Genomic DNA, 17,923 nt, shown 5'->3' with positions numbered 1-17,923 from the left:
AAATCATTTTACAGTTATGGATAACAAGGTGAAAGAGGTTGCTTTATTGTTTTTAAAGCTGGGGATTACTGCCTTTGGCGGACCCGCAGCACATATAGCAATGATGCAGCAGGAAGTGGTTACTAAACGTAAGTGGATGACCCAACAGCACTTTTTAAACATAATTGGTGCAGTAAACCTTATACCGGGGCCCAATAGTACAGAAATAGCCATACACACAGGCTATAACCGTGCCGGATGGAAAGGACTTATTGCTGCAGGAATTTGCTTTATACTTCCGGCAGTTTTAATTACCGGTGCTTTTGCTTGGCTATACAAAACCTACGGAAGCCTGCCACAAGTACAGCCATTTGTTTATGGTATTAAGCCTGCTGTTATAGCAATAATACTCAGTGCCGTTTATCCGTTGGGAAAGAAAGCAATAAAGTCTTTCATACTGGGAGTTTTGGGATTAACAGTACTGCTACTTGCCATTATGGGAATAAGCGAAATATACCTTATGTTTGGTGCCGGCCTGCTGTTTATGTTCCTTTTTTCTCTACAAAACAAAAAAACATTCAGTTTTACTCCTTCGGGAATTATAATACTGTTTTCGCCTGAAGCATTTAACAGTCAAAACATAAAGTTATTTTTAATTTTTCTCAAGGTAGGTGCCATATTATATGGCAGCGGCTATGCCCTGTTTGCTTTTTTAGATACCGAACTGGTTGCGACAGGAATGCTTACCAAAAACCAGCTTATAGATGCTATAGCCGTAGGGCAGTTTACACCCGGACCAGTATTTTCGTCGGTTACTTTTATAGGCTACCAAATTAACGGATTATGGGGCGCCATAGTAGCTACTATAGGTATATTTATACCCTCTTTTGTATTTGTGGGCTTTATAGGCCCTATTATGAAAAAGCTGGAATCCTCTTCTCTTTTCTGCGCTTTTCTTGATGCCGTAAATGTGGCTGCGGTAGCTGTAATTGCAGCAGTATGCTTTAGCATGGCACAGGAAAGCGTTACCAACTGGCGTACTGTAATTATAGCCCTCCTGGCTATTGTGGCTGCTTTTCATTACAAAATAAACAGTGCATATATTATTTTGGGCGGCAGCGTAGCAGGATATCTTTTGCTGCTTTTATAATCTTACACATTTTACAATTACACCTACATAATATTACCTGTTTTTAAAATTCAGGTAATACCACCTGAACCTTAACCAATTACACCATCTACCTTTACCACTGTAAATAAGCACTCCCCTGCCTTACCAATAATGCCATTTTTAGTGGAGCCGCAAATCACTATATAAACGGGGCGTATTTTCCGAAAAGCCAAAAGAGTAGGAAACTTAACCAACTAAAAATTTTAATTATGGCATGCAGAACAGCGTCGGTAGAAAGAGTAGCCGACAAATCAGTAACCGCACAGCAACAGCTGGACAAGCTAACCGACTCGGTAAAAGCACGAGAGGAAGAGCTTACTAAAGAGTTTAACAGCAGAGTAGACAAAGACCTGCTGGATGCACGAGTAGACGATGCTACCCTACTGGGTAAAAACAGCTACATTAAGGTAGAATACAGCTACGAGTTTAGCCTTGATAAAATTGCAAGTGTTATTAAAGACACGCTTAAGGCCGTAGCGGCAAACAAGGATACAAAAACTTTTCAGCAGGCGTTTAGCGACGAGGCAATAAAATCGTATACCGATTTAGTTAATTCGGTATCAGAAGCTGCCAAATCTAAATCTACTGCTGCTGCCAGCATATCGTTTTCAATGAACAGGCTGGCACCGGGTATTTTTGCTTTCCTTTCGGCTACCACAGCCAGCTTACAGGAGGAAGAAACCTTTGGCAGTGAGTCTGTAACCTCAACCGTTATTTTTTATAGATTAGTATACAGTATACAGGATCTAAAAAATCAGGGGAATTTTGATGAGGCCGCTATAGATGTACAAAACCTGCTTAACATGAAACGTGTACAGGCAGCACTTACCGATAGCCTTGCCGAAGGCAAAATTACCATAGACGACTGGATGGCAAGAGACGAAAAGCTAAACGGTGCGGTAGAACGCCTAAGAGCCCGACTTGAGGAAAGAGGCTTTGGCGACAGAACCACACTGGTGGCTTCAAGAGGTATGAGCGAAAACCAGCGACTTGTTACACAGGCGCTTGAAAGGCTTACCAAAATGGGTGCAGCTTACTTCCCGGCAGTATCTATACTGGAAAGCCGCCTTGAAATGAGTTATTTTAATTAGCAGATTCTTTTTCATATCAAGAACCCCTTATTGCCTAATCAATAAGGGGTTCTGTTTTTTACAGATAAAAATACCCAGTAATAGGTATGGCATCACCTTTATTATAAAAGTAAATTTACTTTTTAAAAAACTGTATTTCAACAAATTAAAACCTTACCGTTATGAAACAAAAAATTTATGATGCATTAATTAAAATGCAACAGGAAAAAAGCAAAACAAATACTGTAACATTTGTGCATGAAACTATTTACCATGGTAAAGTTAAAAAAGCTGAGATTAAAATTTCCAAATCTGCAGGAAACACCACAAATGCCAGTATAGTAGAACTTTCAGGCTATAGTAAAAACTATATAAGAAAGATGCTTAACCAAAGTATAGAAAACTTTACCGTAAATGTATTACCCCTACCCAAAGCAGGAGATGAAATAAGGATACGTGCCAATATATCATTAAAAAATGATGTAACCATACCCGAACACACTAACTACTACTCTGTAAACAACAGTATAATTAAATGTAGCGGAACACCATTACAAAAAGATTTTATTGCCGACTTTATCAGATTATCTCCAGACGGTTGTGACAAATTACCTCACAGCAGCAGTACGTATAAAATCTTTAAATTAAAATAGCCATGAAAAAGACATTATCAATAAAATTACTAGCCTTTTTAGGATTTATATTTTTAGTCACTTCGTGTGCAAAACCAAAATTCAGTAACCTGATAAGAGGTAAGTATAAGTATGACAATACCACCCTTAAAAACGATGTACTAAAAGTAAACGTTAGTATACTACCTGTATCTAAACCTGCAGGTGAAGAGGAAAAGCTTATTATGATGACCGATTTAAGAGATTCACTTCCTCACCTGTATATGAAACTCCTTTCTGAAAAGGAAAATAATGCCGAAAAGTTTATTGAGTTACTTAAAAAACCTTTGTCTGATAAAAAAAAGGGAACACCCGGTCCGGGTAAAACTAACTACGATGAATACCAGGTGCTGTTTGTCTTTTCTAACATCAAGCAATATTTTAACGACGGGAGGCTTATGCACCCTAACACGCGTTTAGAGTTTTTAAACACTACACTAAGCCTGGACAGTTCCTCTAAATTTTACTTTTACAACATTAACAAACTGGAAAATGAGTTTGAGGAAATTGACTTGGGTACTGCCGAACGTACTAAAGATGTAAAGTTTGAATCTAAACTTACAGCCAGTAACTCTATAGGTTTTTCTAACTCTAATACCACGACCGACAGCAGCGATACATCTAAAGAAAAAAACAACTCTTCTGTAAAGAATGTTTATGACGAAGACGGCAACCTACTGGGAAGCATAGGAAGGGGTGGTAATATAACAACATCAGGCAGTTCCGGCAGCGAAAACACAAACAGTCAGGAAGGCAGTCTTGGCTATGGTGGTGAAGTAGGCTATATAAATGGTGAAAGCATTAAAGAAGCGGTAGCAGTAAAACTGAAACGCATGAAAACAGGTTTTTCACTTTCGCCAAATAACCTGACTATCAGCCAGAGGGCAAGGCCTATGGGCGATATATCTGATAATGTTTATGTAACCGTTACCCTTAAAATAAAAAGCGAAGGGCTTAATACTGATAACTGCTACCTGGCCTCAAACCTTTATACAGATGCAGGCGTTATAAATGCTGCTAGTGCAATAAAGATACAGGAAAGGCCTGTTGCTTACATATCCTGTGAGAATGACGACAACCTTAGTTTTACTATGAACTATTCCGGTGCGTTAAGGGCGGTAACAACAAAAGCAATACGTTTTGAAAGCAGTAATAACGCTATGGAGTATGATGATAAGGTTACTTTTTACAAACTGCCCGAAAGTAATACTGTACAGGTAAAAATAGACGAAAATTCATTTTGCAGCAGGGTTTATGGCGTTAACTGTAAACTTAAAGATGATGATACGCTCTATACCTTATACATAAACAATACAGGTACAGAGGCTCTTCATTTTTTTAGTGAACATAACTACCAACTGTTTTTTAAATGGATTACAGAGGTGTTAACAGACCCTAAAACTGAGAACCTACAGGCAACGGGATTTGACCTGTTTTTTATGGACAATAATCGAACCAGACAAATTAAAGTGGTAGATAATGTTATTAATAACACTGATATTGAGTTATTAAAAAAATTAGATTTAAGCACTTTACAGCTTATTACAATAACACCTTAAAAACCATATAATTATAAAACAACAAACCCTCTACTTGTGTAGAGGGTTTGTTGTTTAGTTTTAAAACTACTCCCTAAGACAGCCATAAACATTATACCCGGCAGAAACAAAAAATCCGTGGCGGGAAACGCCGTCTATATCATTAAAGGAAATCTCTATACAGGGATCGTTAGAGTGGTTTACCTGATCTATTATAGCCGAAAAAGTCCCCTGGGTAATACAGTAGTCTTCTATAAAACCGCCATTGCAGTTGGTTTGCACGGTTACTGCCTTTAAATCAGGGTTTTCGTCATAATACGGACCATCATCTTCGTCGTCGTTAACAATATCTATAACAGTATCTATAGCATCGCCATCGTTATCGGGGTCGTTGTCCAGCAGTTCGCAGGAAACAAGCATAAACGGAAGCAGTAGTAAGGTAATTGCTTTTTTCATTTGGTTTTAGTAAGGTGATGATTTTTACCAGCCGTCTCTGGCAACTATTTTTTCAAAAAGGTAGGTAAAGTACTGGTCAAAGTAGCTTAGGGCACGCTCGTAGGCATCCCTGTCGCGCACCTGCCCGTCCTTCAATATTTCTCCGTTTACCGGAAGTACTAACATTATATCATCGGGATCATAATAATCCAGTTTAAAGATGGTAACCTTATATCGCCCCTCTTTAAACTCTACCATACCGGTACACTGTCCGCCCTCAGAAAGGAAGTACGGAGACACTCTGTAGCCAAAGTTCTTTAAATCGTCGGAAGTATAGTTAATGCAAAAGTCTACCACATTGTAGTTAAAGTCGGCAAACTGGCACTTGCCCGTAAGCTTAATTTGTTTCATCATCTCCTCCGGCATTACCGTGCCGGGAAACACCTTTTCCCAAACCAGGTTGTTTTTTATAATGCTGAAGTTATGCTGGCCAAAGCCCAGCAACGGAAACAATAGCAATAGTAGCAGTTTTTTCATAACGCGCGTTTAATTGGTTTTCAATTAACTGCACATCAAATAGTTTGCCAGAGAAGGAGTTATCTTCTATCTAAAACATATTTGGTCAAAAGTTCTAAATATCTCGCATAACTCATTTCTGTACGTTGCTCTCCTTCGGTTACAATAATTAAACCATTATTATTACCTCCTACAAATAAAATATTTGTCCAGCCGTTGGCTTCTAAAATAATTTTTATATTCTCAAAATCCATAATTAATCATCTTCTGTAGGTCTACTATCAGTAGGTCTACCTTTTTGAATTTCTTGATTTCTTCTCTGTTGCTCCTCTAAACGTCTTCTTTGTTCTTCCTCTCTCTGCCTTCTTAATTGTTCTTCCTGCTGTCTCTTTTTTAATTCATCATCATTATTTCCCATATTTGTTTAAATTTAAATATTCATACTGAAAAAAAATATTAATACTACAAGCCCGATTGTTAAAAAAAGTAAGCATACTAAGTTAAGTACATCTGTTAGCTTACTACATCTTCTACATCTTTTATCATACTTTTTCTGTTTATATTGCTCATCACAAGTCAGCTCTTTTCGATTACGTTTCTCCTTCAAAATTAATTTAGTGACTAAATAATCATAATTATTAGCATAATATGACGATACTTGAGAAATTAGATTAAAAAAAATTGTCATTACAAATAATAACCAAGATAATTTAAGAGTAAAATAATTTACATTATTTATTCCTTTAACAAAATCCTTTACAAAACCAATTGAAAAAATTAAAGCTGTGGTTGAAATTGAAATAACAAGTATATCAAATCTATCAGTAGAGTATTTTTTATGATCTTGGGCTCTTTCACAATGTTTTTCAAGATTAACAATATATCTTAATCTTTTTTCTTCTGATTCTTTATTTTCTTTTTTTGACTTGTTAGACATAATATTTTATCTGCTCTTATCAGACTGGGAAAGAACTGAGGCTGCTAAAGATTTTGTATCATCACTATATTTAGGGCTTTTTAAAACATTAGATGCAATGGTCTCCATTTCACTACTTGTTTGATTCTTTGACCCTGTTTGAGATAATACAGAACCCGCTAATTGTTTTTGAATCTTAGAAGCATTTTTATCATTCAGCTTTTCTGCTGCTAAGGAAGCCATTGCTTTTGATGTCTTTTTATTATTCATAACCTTTAGATTTTAGTTTAAACTGTTGCTAGACACAAAAAATTATTTAATAAATCACCTCGCCCAAAGTCTCATGATAATTGAAATAGAAATACTATAAAAGAAGAATAATTGATGGAGTATATAATAACATAGGGACGGTAAGGCATTAAAAAATTATTTATACAATTTTAAGAAAAAAATCATTACAAATTAACTTTTTAGTTAAAAAACAAATAAACATCTTTATATTTAGGAAAGAGATTTCTCCTATAGTCGAAATGACAAACAATATTGTTTAGATTGCTTCGTGCCTCGCAATGACAACTTTTGTGAGGTGGCAGGCTCAAAACAAAACCCCTTAGCGAACGCTAAGGGGTTTTATATTTTATGGTTTAGTTTTCTCGACTACTCTGCGTTTCGCTCGAAATGACAAAAAAATTAGTTTCCAAAAAACTCAATCTTCATAGTACCTCCTGCAATAGAAGCCACTTTTGCATACACCTTACCTTTTTTTACCTTTTTGCTAAGTTCTTTATCAGTTATTGTGGCAAGCGGGCTCGCGTGGTTAGCGTCCTGTTTTGCAAATACCTGTACGGTTGTACCGTCTGCCTGGGCTACAAGGTCCAGTTTTTCGGCATACCTAAGTCCTAACTGTTCAATAAGCTCCTGTAGGTTACTGCTGTATTGCGGTTTGCTTTCGGGCTTTATATAGTTGGTATTTCTTTTACTCCATTCGCGGGACACAAAGTAGGCAAGTACAGCACCTGCTCCCAGTATTAAATATAACTGCATAATTGTAAATTTTCCCAAAAGTAAAAATTAAGGTGATATAACAAACAAAATGAGTGAGATTTTAGAGGTGCTGAGTTGCAGTAGTGATAACACACCCCTGCCCTTCTCAAGAGGGGAACTTACTCATTACCTTTAAAAGATTGCCGTGTCGTTCCTCCTCGCAATGGCTGTAGCGGTTGTCATGTCGACCGCAGGGAGACATCTCAATTCGTAATTTGAAATTCATAATTAAACAGACACACCCCTGCCCCTCTCAAGAGGGGAACTTACTCATTACCTTTAAAAGATTGCTTCGTCATGCTTGCTCGCAATAGCAGTAGCGGTTGTCATGTCGACCGCAGGGAGACATCTCAATTCGTAATTTGAAATTCATAATTAAACAGACACACCCCTGCCCCTCTCAAGAGGGGAACTTACTCATTACCTTTAAAAGATTGCTTCGTCATGCTTGCTCACAATGACATAGATTTCTCCACTACACTATGTTTCGCTCGAAATGGAAAAAGAACAAAAACAAAAAACCCTTAGATTTCTCTAAGGGTTTCTATTTAGGGGTGAATGATGGGTCTCGAACCCACGACCTTCGGAACCACAATCCGACGCTCTAACCAACTGAGCTACAATCACCATCTGTTTTGCGAGTGCAAATATAGTATAGCGTTAGCTTTCCTGCAAATAAATATACAAAAAAATTACACTTTTTTATACCAAATCACTTAAGCTATTGACAGCCACATACCTTTCTACAGTAAAGCCTTCGGCATATTCGCTGTTTATTAGCCTTCCTAAGTCCTGTGCTCGGTACAAAATGCTTTCTTTAAAGTTTTTTGTAGCTATTGGCGTAACCGGTTCGCTGCTGTTTGGGTCATAAAACTGCGACTTGTATGCCATAAGCGAAGCCACTTTTGTATCCATAAATCCGGTAACATCCACTACGAAATCGGGAGTAAGGTTTTTCCACTGTATGTAATGGTATACCAGTTTTGGCCTGTAAGCCTGTTGCGGCTCTCCGTTAAGCTGAGTTTCTATCTTGCGCAGTCCCGAAAGGAAACACGCATCGCTAACCAGCTTACTGCCCTTACCGTGATCTATGTGTCGGTCATCTATCGCGTTGCATATTACTATTTCCGGCTGGTACTTGCGTATCATTTTTATAACCTCAAGCTGGTGTTTTTCGTCGTTTACAAAAAAGCCATCGCGAAAACGCAGGTTCTCCCTAACGGAAACACCCAGAATTTTAGCGGCTTCGGCAGCTTCTTCATCACGAATTTCGGCCGTACCGCGTGTACCCAGTTCGCCACGGGTTAAGTCTACAATACCAACAGTTTTACCAAGAGAAATTTCTTTTGCTATGGTTGCCCCACAGCTTAGCTCCACATCATCGGGATGGGCACCAAAAACAAGTATATCGAGTTTCATTTATCTTTAGTTGCAAAGTTTTAAAGTAGCAAAGATACAGAGTTTGGTTTTAATCTAAGGAACTTAGGTTCTTAGTAACTTAGATACTTAGTATGACACACCCCTAGCCCCTCTCAAGAGGGGAACTTACTCATAAGCTACAGAAGATTGCTTCGTCATACTTCCTCGCAATGACAACCTGTTGCCTGTTAAGCCGAGTGAAATGATTTTTAGCCTAAGGAGTCCAGGTCGCAGTCACGCCATAGCGTGATGGTTCTTTTGTGTCAAGACAAAAGAAGAAATGTTCAGTAGGCAGTAGGTTACTTCGAGATTTCTCACTCCGTTATCACTTCGTATCGAAATGACAAACAATACCGAAAAGATTGCTTCGTACCTCGCAATGACGGTAGTGGTTGTCATGTCGACCGCAGGGAGACATCTCAATCCGTAATTTGAAATTCATAATTAAACAGACACACCCCTAGCCCCTCTCAAGAGGGGAACTTACTCATAAGCTACAGAAGATTGCTTCGTCATACTTCCTCGCAATGACCACGCTGTGGCGTGGCAGACACTTCAAGAGGGGAACTGAACACTGATTACTGAATACTCATTAAAGTACCCTTCGCATGGTCATGCTCTTATTAACCGTTTCAAAAAACTCCTTTTCGGGGTTACTGTCTTTTGTAATGCCGCAGCCTATAAATAACTGGGCAACATTGCCGTTTACCTTCATGCAGCGCAGGTTAACAAACAGGTCGGTTTGTGCCTGTTTGCCCGTAGCAAAATCGTGGTTTATCTCTCCCAGAAAACCCGAATAATACTCGCGGTTATAGCCTTCGGTTTGCAGTATAAACTGCTTAGCTTCTTTTTTTGGGAGTCCGCATACGGCTGGTGTCGGGTGCAGGGTTTGCAGCACCTCTTTTAAATGGGATGCATCCTTTAACTCTGCCGAAATATCGGTTTTAATATGTACCAAATTGCCCGCCCTAAACGTATAAGGCTGTGTTGTGGTAATTTGGCTGGTATAAGGCTTAAGTTCGTTAAGTATAAAATCGGTTACAAACTGCTGCTCTTCCTTCTCTTTGTTTTCCCATACGGCTTCCTCCCCTTCCTTATAAAGCTGAGTACCCGCAAGGGCTACCGTGTGTATGGTATGGTTTTGTGCCTTTAAAAGCTGCTCTGGCGTTGCGCCCATCCATAAGCCTGCTTCGGGATGGAAAAAGCAATACTTAAAAGCATTAGGATAAGCATACAGTAAGTTTTGGTATACTTTGGTAATATCTGTCACCGTAAGTTGTGCCATCTCACTCCTGGACGCTACCAGCTTCCCGAATTTCCCTGTGTTTATAGCGTTAACGCAATTGGCTACCAAAGCTTCAAACTTAGTCTTGGCATCTGCATCTATACCTACGGGAGCAGGTTCGGCAGGTGCAAAGCCGTTGGCCTCTACTGTCACCGAAATAACATCGCTGTCCTCTGCGGGTATAAACAGGTACTCATCGCCCTCAAAGGGAGCAAATACAAATCCTTTACGGGTAAAATCGGTTAGGTAATGCGTTTGGCTGTCTGCCTGAAATATTCCGGTTACCACACTGCTGCCCGGTTTGCTGTATACCGCAAACGGACGCTGTTCCTGCAACTGGTTTTGTATTTTTAAGAGTAGATTGGTCATTTATACTGTATTCGTGGATTTGATTATTTGGTTATCTGAAACACGCCTGCCCCTCTCAAGAGGGAAACTAACACAGGTATTCAAATAAACAAATTATCGAATTAACAAATTATCGTTTCCTTGGCAATATCATGTTTGTAATCTTACAAAGCGATATAAGCCTGCCTTTTTCGTCGGTTATTTTAACTTCCCACAGGTGAAGGCTCCTCCCCTTGTGTACTATTCTTGCGGTTCCGGTTACTACACCGTCGCGCTTGGCACGCACATGGTTTGCACTGATTTCTATCCCCCTTGCTTCCTGAATTTCAGGGTTTACAAACAATAGTGAAGCGGCACTGCCCACGCTTTCTGCCAATGCTACCGTGGCTCCGCCATGCAATAACCCCATAGGCTGGTGTACACGGGGGTTAACAGGCATTTTTGCTTCCAGAAAATCTTCGCCGGCATCGGTATATACAATTTCAAGGGTTTCCATTAAGGTGTTTTTCGCAAAATCGTTGCACATTTTAAGTGCCTTTTCTTTATCAAATGCCATGAATTGTTTTTTAGGAGTGTAAAGTTAAGGAAAGTTACAGAGTTGCTAAATACTATTTTAAATGATGAATTTTAAATTTTGAATTGAAGGACTTGCCCCTTTATAAGAAAAACCATTTTTCCCCGTTAACTATTCAGCTGTTTTTTTACTTTTCAAATTAATGGCTACTTTTACCAAAAATTGTTATTTATGCGCTATAGCTTTCTGTTGCTTGTATTTGGGATATTTGCCGTTTCGCTTACTTCATGCCGAAATGATTTTGAATTTGAGCCAAACCCGGGCGGACTCGAGTTTTCTAAAGATACCGTGTACCTTGATACCGTGTTTACAAACATTGGCTCCAGCACTTATACCCTAAAAGTATACAACCGAAGCGATAAGGATATTAAAATACCTACACTACAGCTTGGACAGGGCAATGACTCTAAATACCGACTGATGGTAGACGGCATGCCGGGACGCGTATTTAACGATGTGGAACTGCTGGCTAAAGACAGTATGTTTATTTTTATTGAAACCACGATAGACTACACCGAGTTTACCAATAATGAGAATACTTTTTTATATACCGATCATATTGAGTTTCACAGTACACAGTCGGCTCCGCAAAAAGTGGAACTGGTTACGCTGGTTCAGGATGCTATATTCCTGTTCCCACAGCGTAATGACGAAGGCCAGTATGAAAGTATCCCAATAAGCGAAGTAGACGACACCCAGATATACGGTTTTAACCTTGACGAAACCGAAAACGGCAACGAACTTATATGGACCAATGCCAAACCGTATGTAGTATACGGATATGGTGCAGTACCTCCGGGTAAGACACTTACCGTTAATCCGGGTGCAAGGGTACATTTTCATGCCAATTCAGGGCTTATAGTGCGTAACGGCGCTACTATGAATATAGGTAGCCCATCCGACCCCGCAACAGAAGCCAATCAGGTTGTTTTTGAAGGCGACAGGCTGGAACCTGATTTTGCCGACATACCGGGACAATGGGGTGCTATATGGTTGCAGGAAGGCAGTACATCAAACTTTAATAATGCCATAATTAAAAACAATACGGTAGGTATATTAATGGAGGGCAATAACGGTACGGCACAGGCACTTAGCCTTAGAAACGTACAGCTATACAACTCTACCAATGTAGGGCTACTTTCACGTAACGGTACTATTTATGGGGAAAATGTAGTAATCAATATGGCAGGGCAGGCATCGTTTGCTGCTACACTGGGAGGTTTTTACAACTTTAAGCATTGTACTTTTGCCAACTACTTTAACAGCTTTAACCAGGTTCCGGTACTTATAAGCGACTATCAGGAAACACAGGATGCCATACTGGTAAATAATCTTACGGCAACTTTTGACAACTGTATTCTTTACGGTACCTCAAACTTCGGATTCCTTTTCGATCGTGTGGGCGAACTGCCGTTTGAATATAAATTCAACAACTGCTTTATTAAGTTTATAGACAGCACTAACCGTTTTACTAACAACCCTATGTACAATTTTGGCGATCAGTCACTGTTTAACGAAGGATGTACCATAGCGCAAAATTCTACTACCTATAAACCGTTTTTTGAAGACCCAAACAATAATAAACTTAATATTAGTGACGATTCGGCAGCAAACGGACTGGGCAATACCACTACTGCTGCACAGGTTCCGTTTGACATAGTTAACACCAGCAGAAACACTACTGCTCCCGACGCCGGAGCCTATGAGAGTGCAGCTTTTACTGAAGATTAACATATTCTTAGTATTTCTGCCATTTTTTTTCATAAATTTGTTGCACAAACCACAAATTCAAACAATTATGAAAAAAATCTATGTTACGCTTTCAGCTGTTGCGCTATGCCTTACTTCGTGCAAAAAGGAAGAAAAAATGGACAATGGGGATGCCGTTATGAATGACACGGTTACAACCGAAGAACCGGCTCCTAAAATGGCCATGGACTCTGCTGCAATGGCTCAGGCATGGCAAGCTTACATGACTCCCGGAGACATGCACAAACTTATGACTGATGAAGAAGGAAAATGGAATTGTGATATGACTTTCTGGATGGGTCCTGATGCCCCTGCCGAAAAACAAACTGCAGGTTGTGAAATTGAAATGATACTTGGCGGACGTTACCAAAAGTCTACCTACAGTGGCGATATGATGGGTATGCCGTTTGAAGGAATTGCTACATTAGCTTTTGATAATGCAAGCAATGAATTTACTTCTACCTGGATAGACAATATGGGTACAGGTATGATGGTACTTAAGGGTACTTACAATGGTAACACCCGCACTACAACTCTTGAAGGAAGCGCTGTAGACCCAGCGACTAAACAGCCAAAGAAAATTCGCGAAATCTATGAAATCGTAGACGAAAACACCCGTAAAATGCAGATGTTTGAAACCCCTAAAGGTGGTAGCGAGTACAAAAGCATGGAGCTGGTAATGACCAGAAAATAATTTCTTTAGAATTATTCCCCCGAATAATTTTAAATCCCCAATCCCGCCCAAACAGGCGGGATTTTTTTATCACCTGTAAATCAGTATAATATGTGGCTTTAACACAAATTCGACGAAATACACATTATGACTGACGAATAGCACTACATATTTTAACATTTTTTAACATTTCTTCGTTAAATTTACAATACCCAAATCACTACCAACCATGAACACAGGAATATCCTTTTTATTTCTGTGCAGAAAAATGTATTTTGACGGCTATACCCCTTCTAACGAAAGGATTTATACAAATGCAAACTATATTAGTCTGTGCAGCTTAGCCCGTGAACTTATTTCCCGACGAGGGAACGAAGGCTTTGCACTCTATTTTAAAGAAAATCAATATCTTATTGATTTATGGGCAGCACACTTTATACTCGAGTTTGGCCACCCAAACGCCTGTATGAAAGCACAGGCACTAGAGGTTATAAACAGATATGCACACATGCCTTATAAGGTAAAACTGGCACAGGAAGAAAAAGACTGGCTACGGGAGCACGGCTATGTTTAGCATATATATCCTGTATTATATTTTAAAAATTAACGTAAAAATTTATAGTTATTTAAAAATATTATATGTTAATTTGGCGTTTTACTAAATTCCACACCCTGATATTAATCTGCAGTTAAATAAATAATCCCGGACAGAAGCTGCCTCTCCGTTTACAATCTTTCTGTACCAAGCACTGCAGGATATAATACCAATTTTCTACATGAATACATACACATTACAACAGATAAACGCTGTTATTAACGGCGTTATAGAAGGCAACACAACAAATACAATTAATTCGCCCGAACAACTTGAACTTGCACAGGCCAACCAGATTACTTTTATAGGTAATAAAAAGTATGAAAAACTGTGGCAGGATTCTAAAGCATCTGTTGCAGTTGTAAATGATGATATAGCTATTGCTCCCGGAGAGAACAGGGCTTTTATTAAGGTAAAAAATGCCGACTTAGCCATGTCTCAGGTACTGGAGCTTTTTGCTCCTGCCCCTCCCGTTTTTGAAGAAGATATACATCCAAGTGCCACAATACACCCTACGGCTGTTATTGGCAACGGAGTAAAAATAGGTGCCGGCAGTTATATAGGTGCCAATACCACCATTCAGGATAATGCTGTAATCTATCCTAATGTAACCGTACTGGACGATTGTAAAGTAGGTAATAATACTGTTATATGGTCGGGTACGGTAATAAGAGAGCGTTGCACTATAGGCAGCCATACCATATTACACCCTAACTGCACTATAGGTGCCGACGGGTTTGGCTTTAGGCAGTGTCCGCAACAGGGACTGGCTAAAGTACCGCAAATAGGTAATGTGGTTATAGGCAACAGGGTAGAAATAGGATCGGGCTCATGTGTAGACAGGGGTAAATTCAGTTCTACTATTATAGGCGACGGCTGTAAAATTGACAACCTGGTACAAATAGGCCACAACAGTGTTATGGGCCGTTTTTGTATTATGGCAGGAAACAGCGGGCTTGCAGGATCTGTTACACTGGGTGATGGTGTAGTTATTGGCGGAAGCGCTTCTATTAAAGACCACGTAACCATAGGCAGCGGTGCTACTGTAGGTGCGGGATCAGGTGTTACATGTGATGTGGCTCCGGGCAAAACCGTATTAGGCTACCCGGCAGTAGAAGGAAGACTTGCCCTAAAACAATGGGCCATACTTAAAAAGATGGCTACCTCATAGCTATCTCCTTCCCTTTTTCTTTTTAACCAACGGATGATTAAGTCCGTTTACCACATTTTTCAGAATCTCGTATTTAGGTAGGTTTTGAAACAGCTGTGTAAGCGTTTTATAGCCAAAAGCCCTGGGGTCAAAACTGGGGTCAATTTTCCTTAAGTTAGAACCTATGGTTGCTATATAAGCCTCCTCATCCTCATTAATAGAGATATCAAAAGCCTTATCTATTATGGCTGTACTTATGGCAGGTTTCGGCTTTAGCCTCGATTTTGCTTTGGCAGTAGCTGTTTTAACCTCTTCTTCATGCTCTTCCTCTTCAATCTCGGTTGCAATGTTTTCGGTATAGGTAAATATCTCACACGACTGTACAAAGGCAACAGGCGTTTTCTTTTGCCCTATACCCATAACAAACACACCACCTTCGCGTATCCTTTTTGCCAGCCCGGTATAATCGCTGTCGCTTGATACAATACAAAAACCCTCTACATTTTTACTGTGCAGTATATCCATAGCATCGATAATCAGCGAACTGTCGGTTGAGTTCTTACCCGATGTATAGGCAAACTTTTGTACAGGATTGAACGACTGCTGGTTTATCACTTCTTTCCATCCGTTCATTTGCGGAGTGGTCCAGTCGCCATATATTCTTCTTATAGTTGCCTTACCGTATTTTGACACCTCTTCTATAATAGCCTGTATCAGTTTCGGCTGGGCATTATCGCCGTCTATAAGCACGGCTATATTAAACTTGTTATCCATATTATTTATTGGTTGATTAAGCAGTATTTAACGGAATAACATATTTATCCGTAAACAATACTTCAATAAAGATAGGTAACATATATGGGTTTACTGCTGTTTATCACAAAGTTTTCGTTATATGATAATAAGACGAATGTTATACACTATAAATCAACTAAATAGCTTACATTTGTAGTAATCCTGAATCTTAAATGATAGTTTTGTTTAGGCATACGATTAAGAAAAAACTATCGTGAGACGGCATACTCTACAAATTTGCTTTAACCCCACTACTTTTTTAAAGCAACTTATCATGAAAATTAAAATCTCTATTTTATCTATCTCTATTTTAGGAGTAATCCTTAGTCTGTATACCCTTATTGCAGGAGTAACCTATTCGCAAACCCTTAATAACTGGATTCATTTCAGTCTCCTTATTATTTTACTTTTAATAAGTATTATAGGAATACTGCTAAATTTTGAAGGCATTAGCATTTACCGAAACCGTGTAAGGTTTAGGTAGGTTGTTATATAGTTATATTGTGGGGAACTAAAACCGAATTACTTTCATTATTTGGGTCAACAAATATTTTTATTTTATCGCCCGATTCTTTATCCATGAGTAAATAATTCTTTGAAAAAGCATTTCCATATACTATTTGTTCATTAGACACGTCATAATAATAAGTAACCCTTATTCCTTTATTGGTAAAAACAGCTATTGTATCAATTTCTGCATCCCTAACAATGCCTGTTTTATACAAATTATATGTTTTAAGAGATTTTCTTCCTCCAATAAAAGCTATAAAAATTCCCCATAAAACAGTCCCTAAACCTATCAATATAGGAATATAAATATTTTGGTTAAAGTGTTTTATGCTGGTAATTATAATCACTATTAAAGTAAAAAATAAAAACACTAAAGAAAAAGCTGTGAACAAGAGACCAAAATAAAATACTATACTATTATAAATATTAGCATGTAAAATTTTAAAGAATACAGAAAGCTTAATTTTTCTTTTATGCATTATAAGTATGGGGTAAATAGTTGTTTTACTAATACTTTCTCATCAAATACTTAGGAGAAAGGTAAGATTTAGTCTCATCATCAGCAGATACATATATACTCACGGTATCATTCACTGCATTATTGGCTAAAAAACCAATGGGAGCCGTAGCATGCCCCAATAGTTTATTACCGTTTTTAGAAAAATAATGGTAATCTACAGATGCTTTCCTGTTAGTTATAACAATACCTGAAGAAACGGGCATTACAGCATAGATTTGGGCTTCACGCTCCTCCCCGTTTTTGTAAACCCTGTAAATCTTAAAACCGGGCCACATACCAATAATAAGCATTATTAGCCCTATGAACGGAAAAATAAAAAATGTCATAAAAACACTATACGGAAATACAAATGGCTCCAGACCTACAATAGCCGACTGACCGTTGTATACTTTTATCTTTAATGTTTTATGCAAATTTGAAAACATATTTTCCTGATTGTTTAAATCTAACGTTTCAAACTTATCATGCACTTCTTTACCGTTATCTATATAAGAATAGGATACCTGTACAGGATGCTGATTATTATAAGTTACGTTGAACTTTACCGAAATATTATTTACAACAGCCTCTTTCTCGGTTCCTTTATCATATATAAGCTCATGGTTATATTTTTCGTGAGGTTCAACAATTGATCCCATAAAAAGGTATAACGGTACCGTTACAAGAATACCTAAAACAGTAAACAGCAGGCCCAGCCAAAACAGTTTATTACCTTTTACAAGATTAAAGAATACAGGAAAGCCAATTTGATTTTTCATATTGAGGTGTGTAAGTTTTTTTTAGAGGATACGAAAATAAAGATTCTTTAAAAACATACAAAGCTAAATGCATAATACATTTCTTATACTATTATTACTACATTTGAAATTATTCATAACACAATGATTGCAGATTTTAAAGAACAAATAATAGATGATTTTTTGATACCTGCTTTTACCTTAAACAAAGGAGATATTATAGTAATT

General features: G+C 38.3%; 22 protein-coding genes and 1 tRNA gene. 9 read left to right on the top strand and 14 right to left on the bottom strand.

What is annotated here, in order from left to right:
- Positions 1-16 precede the first annotated feature (16 nt).
- From chrA to FUA48_RS10940, 4 genes are all read left to right on the top strand, one after another.
- A complete protein-coding gene (gene chrA / locus FUA48_RS10955) occupies positions 17-1,129 on the top strand; it encodes a chromate efflux transporter (RefSeq protein ID WP_147583566.1) in 1,113 nt (370 codons plus the stop codon).
- A gap of 230 nt (positions 1,130-1,359) precedes the next feature.
- A complete protein-coding gene (locus FUA48_RS10950) occupies positions 1,360-2,241 on the top strand; it encodes a hypothetical protein (protein WP_147583565.1) in 882 nt (293 codons plus the stop codon).
- Between the two features lie 161 nt (positions 2,242-2,402).
- A complete protein-coding gene (locus tag FUA48_RS10945; protein ID WP_147583564.1) occupies positions 2,403-2,873 on the top strand; it encodes a hypothetical protein in 471 nt (156 codons plus the stop codon).
- A gap of 2 nt (positions 2,874-2,875) precedes the next feature.
- A complete protein-coding gene (locus FUA48_RS10940) occupies positions 2,876-4,450 on the top strand; it encodes a hypothetical protein (protein WP_147583563.1) in 1,575 nt (524 codons plus the stop codon).
- Between the two features lie 66 nt (positions 4,451-4,516).
- On the opposite strand, the gene FUA48_RS10935 is transcribed toward FUA48_RS10940, so the two are convergent.
- The 11 genes from FUA48_RS10935 to FUA48_RS10895 form a co-directional block, all read right to left on the bottom strand.
- Complete coding sequence (locus tag FUA48_RS10935; RefSeq protein ID WP_147583562.1) at positions 4,517-4,885, bottom strand: hypothetical protein; 369 nt, start codon at positions 4,883-4,885, stop codon at positions 4,517-4,519.
- 24 nt (positions 4,886-4,909) lie between these two features.
- Entirely contained in the window at positions 4,910-5,401 is a 492-nt protein-coding gene (locus tag FUA48_RS10930; RefSeq protein WP_147583561.1) for a hypothetical protein, read from the bottom strand.
- Positions 5,402-5,460: 59 nt separating this feature from the next.
- Positions 5,461-5,634, bottom strand: coding sequence for a hypothetical protein (locus FUA48_RS18370; RefSeq protein WP_168196973.1), 174 nt, complete (start codon positions 5,632-5,634; stop codon positions 5,461-5,463).
- A 2-nt stretch (positions 5,635-5,636) separates the two neighbouring features.
- The gene (locus FUA48_RS18365; RefSeq protein WP_168196972.1) at positions 5,637-5,798 is read right to left on the bottom strand and encodes a hypothetical protein; all 162 of its coding nucleotides are present in this window, start codon (positions 5,796-5,798) and stop codon (positions 5,637-5,639) included.
- 12 nt (positions 5,799-5,810) lie between these two features.
- The gene (locus FUA48_RS10925; RefSeq protein WP_147583560.1) at positions 5,811-6,317 is read right to left on the bottom strand and encodes a hypothetical protein; all 507 of its coding nucleotides are present in this window, start codon (positions 6,315-6,317) and stop codon (positions 5,811-5,813) included.
- Positions 6,318-6,323: 6 nt separating this feature from the next.
- Positions 6,324-6,566, bottom strand: coding sequence for a hypothetical protein (locus FUA48_RS10920; RefSeq protein ID WP_147583559.1), 243 nt, complete (start codon positions 6,564-6,566; stop codon positions 6,324-6,326).
- 420 nt (positions 6,567-6,986) lie between these two features.
- On the bottom strand, positions 6,987-7,340 hold the full coding sequence (locus tag FUA48_RS10915) for a hypothetical protein (protein ID WP_147583558.1): 354 nt from the start codon (positions 7,338-7,340) through the stop codon (positions 6,987-6,989).
- Between the two features lie 552 nt (positions 7,341-7,892).
- Positions 7,893-7,968: transfer RNA gene (locus tag FUA48_RS10910), tRNA-His, on the bottom strand.
- 74 nt (positions 7,969-8,042) lie between these two features.
- Positions 8,043-8,759: a bacillithiol biosynthesis deacetylase BshB1 gene (bshB1, locus tag FUA48_RS10905; protein ID WP_147583557.1), complete on the bottom strand. Its 717-nt coding sequence runs from the start codon at positions 8,757-8,759 to the stop codon at positions 8,043-8,045.
- A gap of 592 nt (positions 8,760-9,351) precedes the next feature.
- On the bottom strand, positions 9,352-10,413 hold the full coding sequence (locus FUA48_RS10900; RefSeq protein ID WP_147583556.1) for an isochorismate synthase: 1,062 nt from the start codon (positions 10,411-10,413) through the stop codon (positions 9,352-9,354).
- A gap of 109 nt (positions 10,414-10,522) precedes the next feature.
- Positions 10,523-10,948 carry a hotdog fold thioesterase gene (locus FUA48_RS10895; protein WP_147583555.1) on the bottom strand — a complete coding sequence of 142 codons (426 nt, stop codon included), beginning with the start codon at positions 10,946-10,948 and terminating at the stop codon, positions 10,523-10,525.
- Positions 10,949-11,137: 189 nt separating this feature from the next.
- On the opposite strand from FUA48_RS10895, the gene FUA48_RS10890 reads away from it, so the two are divergent.
- The 4 genes from FUA48_RS10890 (at position 11,138) to lpxD (ending at position 15,154) form a co-directional block, all read left to right on the top strand.
- Positions 11,138-12,697 carry a hypothetical protein gene (locus FUA48_RS10890; RefSeq protein ID WP_147583554.1) on the top strand — a complete coding sequence of 520 codons (1,560 nt, stop codon included), beginning with the start codon at positions 11,138-11,140 and terminating at the stop codon, positions 12,695-12,697.
- Between the two features lie 67 nt (positions 12,698-12,764).
- Complete coding sequence (locus FUA48_RS10885; protein WP_147583553.1) at positions 12,765-13,409, top strand: DUF1579 domain-containing protein; 645 nt, start codon at positions 12,765-12,767, stop codon at positions 13,407-13,409.
- A gap of 208 nt (positions 13,410-13,617) precedes the next feature.
- The gene (locus FUA48_RS10880) at positions 13,618-13,962 is read left to right on the top strand and encodes a hypothetical protein (RefSeq protein ID WP_147583552.1); all 345 of its coding nucleotides are present in this window, start codon (positions 13,618-13,620) and stop codon (positions 13,960-13,962) included.
- Positions 13,963-14,164: 202 nt separating this feature from the next.
- Positions 14,165-15,154 (top strand): UDP-3-O-(3-hydroxymyristoyl)glucosamine N-acyltransferase, encoded by a 990-nt coding sequence (lpxD, locus tag FUA48_RS10875; protein ID WP_147583551.1) that lies wholly within the window; start codon positions 14,165-14,167, stop codon positions 15,152-15,154.
- Here lpxD and FUA48_RS10870 read toward each other — a convergent pair whose 3' ends face one another.
- Positions 15,155-15,907, bottom strand: coding sequence for an NYN domain-containing protein (locus FUA48_RS10870; RefSeq protein WP_147583550.1), 753 nt, complete (start codon positions 15,905-15,907; stop codon positions 15,155-15,157).
- A 295-nt stretch (positions 15,908-16,202) separates the two neighbouring features.
- Here FUA48_RS10870 and FUA48_RS10865 point away from each other — a divergent pair, with 295 nt between their 5' ends.
- Positions 16,203-16,412 carry a hypothetical protein gene (locus tag FUA48_RS10865; RefSeq protein WP_129750256.1) on the top strand — a complete coding sequence of 70 codons (210 nt, stop codon included), beginning with the start codon at positions 16,203-16,205 and terminating at the stop codon, positions 16,410-16,412.
- A 4-nt stretch (positions 16,413-16,416) separates the two neighbouring features.
- Here FUA48_RS10865 and FUA48_RS10860 read toward each other — a convergent pair whose 3' ends face one another.
- Positions 16,417-16,917 carry a hypothetical protein gene (locus FUA48_RS10860; RefSeq protein WP_147583549.1) on the bottom strand — a complete coding sequence of 167 codons (501 nt, stop codon included), beginning with the start codon at positions 16,915-16,917 and terminating at the stop codon, positions 16,417-16,419.
- Positions 16,918-16,945: 28 nt separating this feature from the next.
- On the bottom strand, positions 16,946-17,716 hold the full coding sequence (locus FUA48_RS10855) for a hypothetical protein (RefSeq protein WP_147583548.1): 771 nt from the start codon (positions 17,714-17,716) through the stop codon (positions 16,946-16,948).
- Positions 17,717-17,923: the final 207 nt, after the last annotated feature.

Source organism: Flavobacterium alkalisoli, assembly GCF_008000935.1.
In the GTDB taxonomy this organism is placed as follows: Bacteria; Bacteroidota; Bacteroidia; order Flavobacteriales; family Flavobacteriaceae; genus Flavobacterium; species Flavobacterium alkalisoli.
The sequence above is the reverse complement of the archived record's forward strand: the minus strand, read 5'-3'. Positions and strand labels throughout refer to the sequence as shown.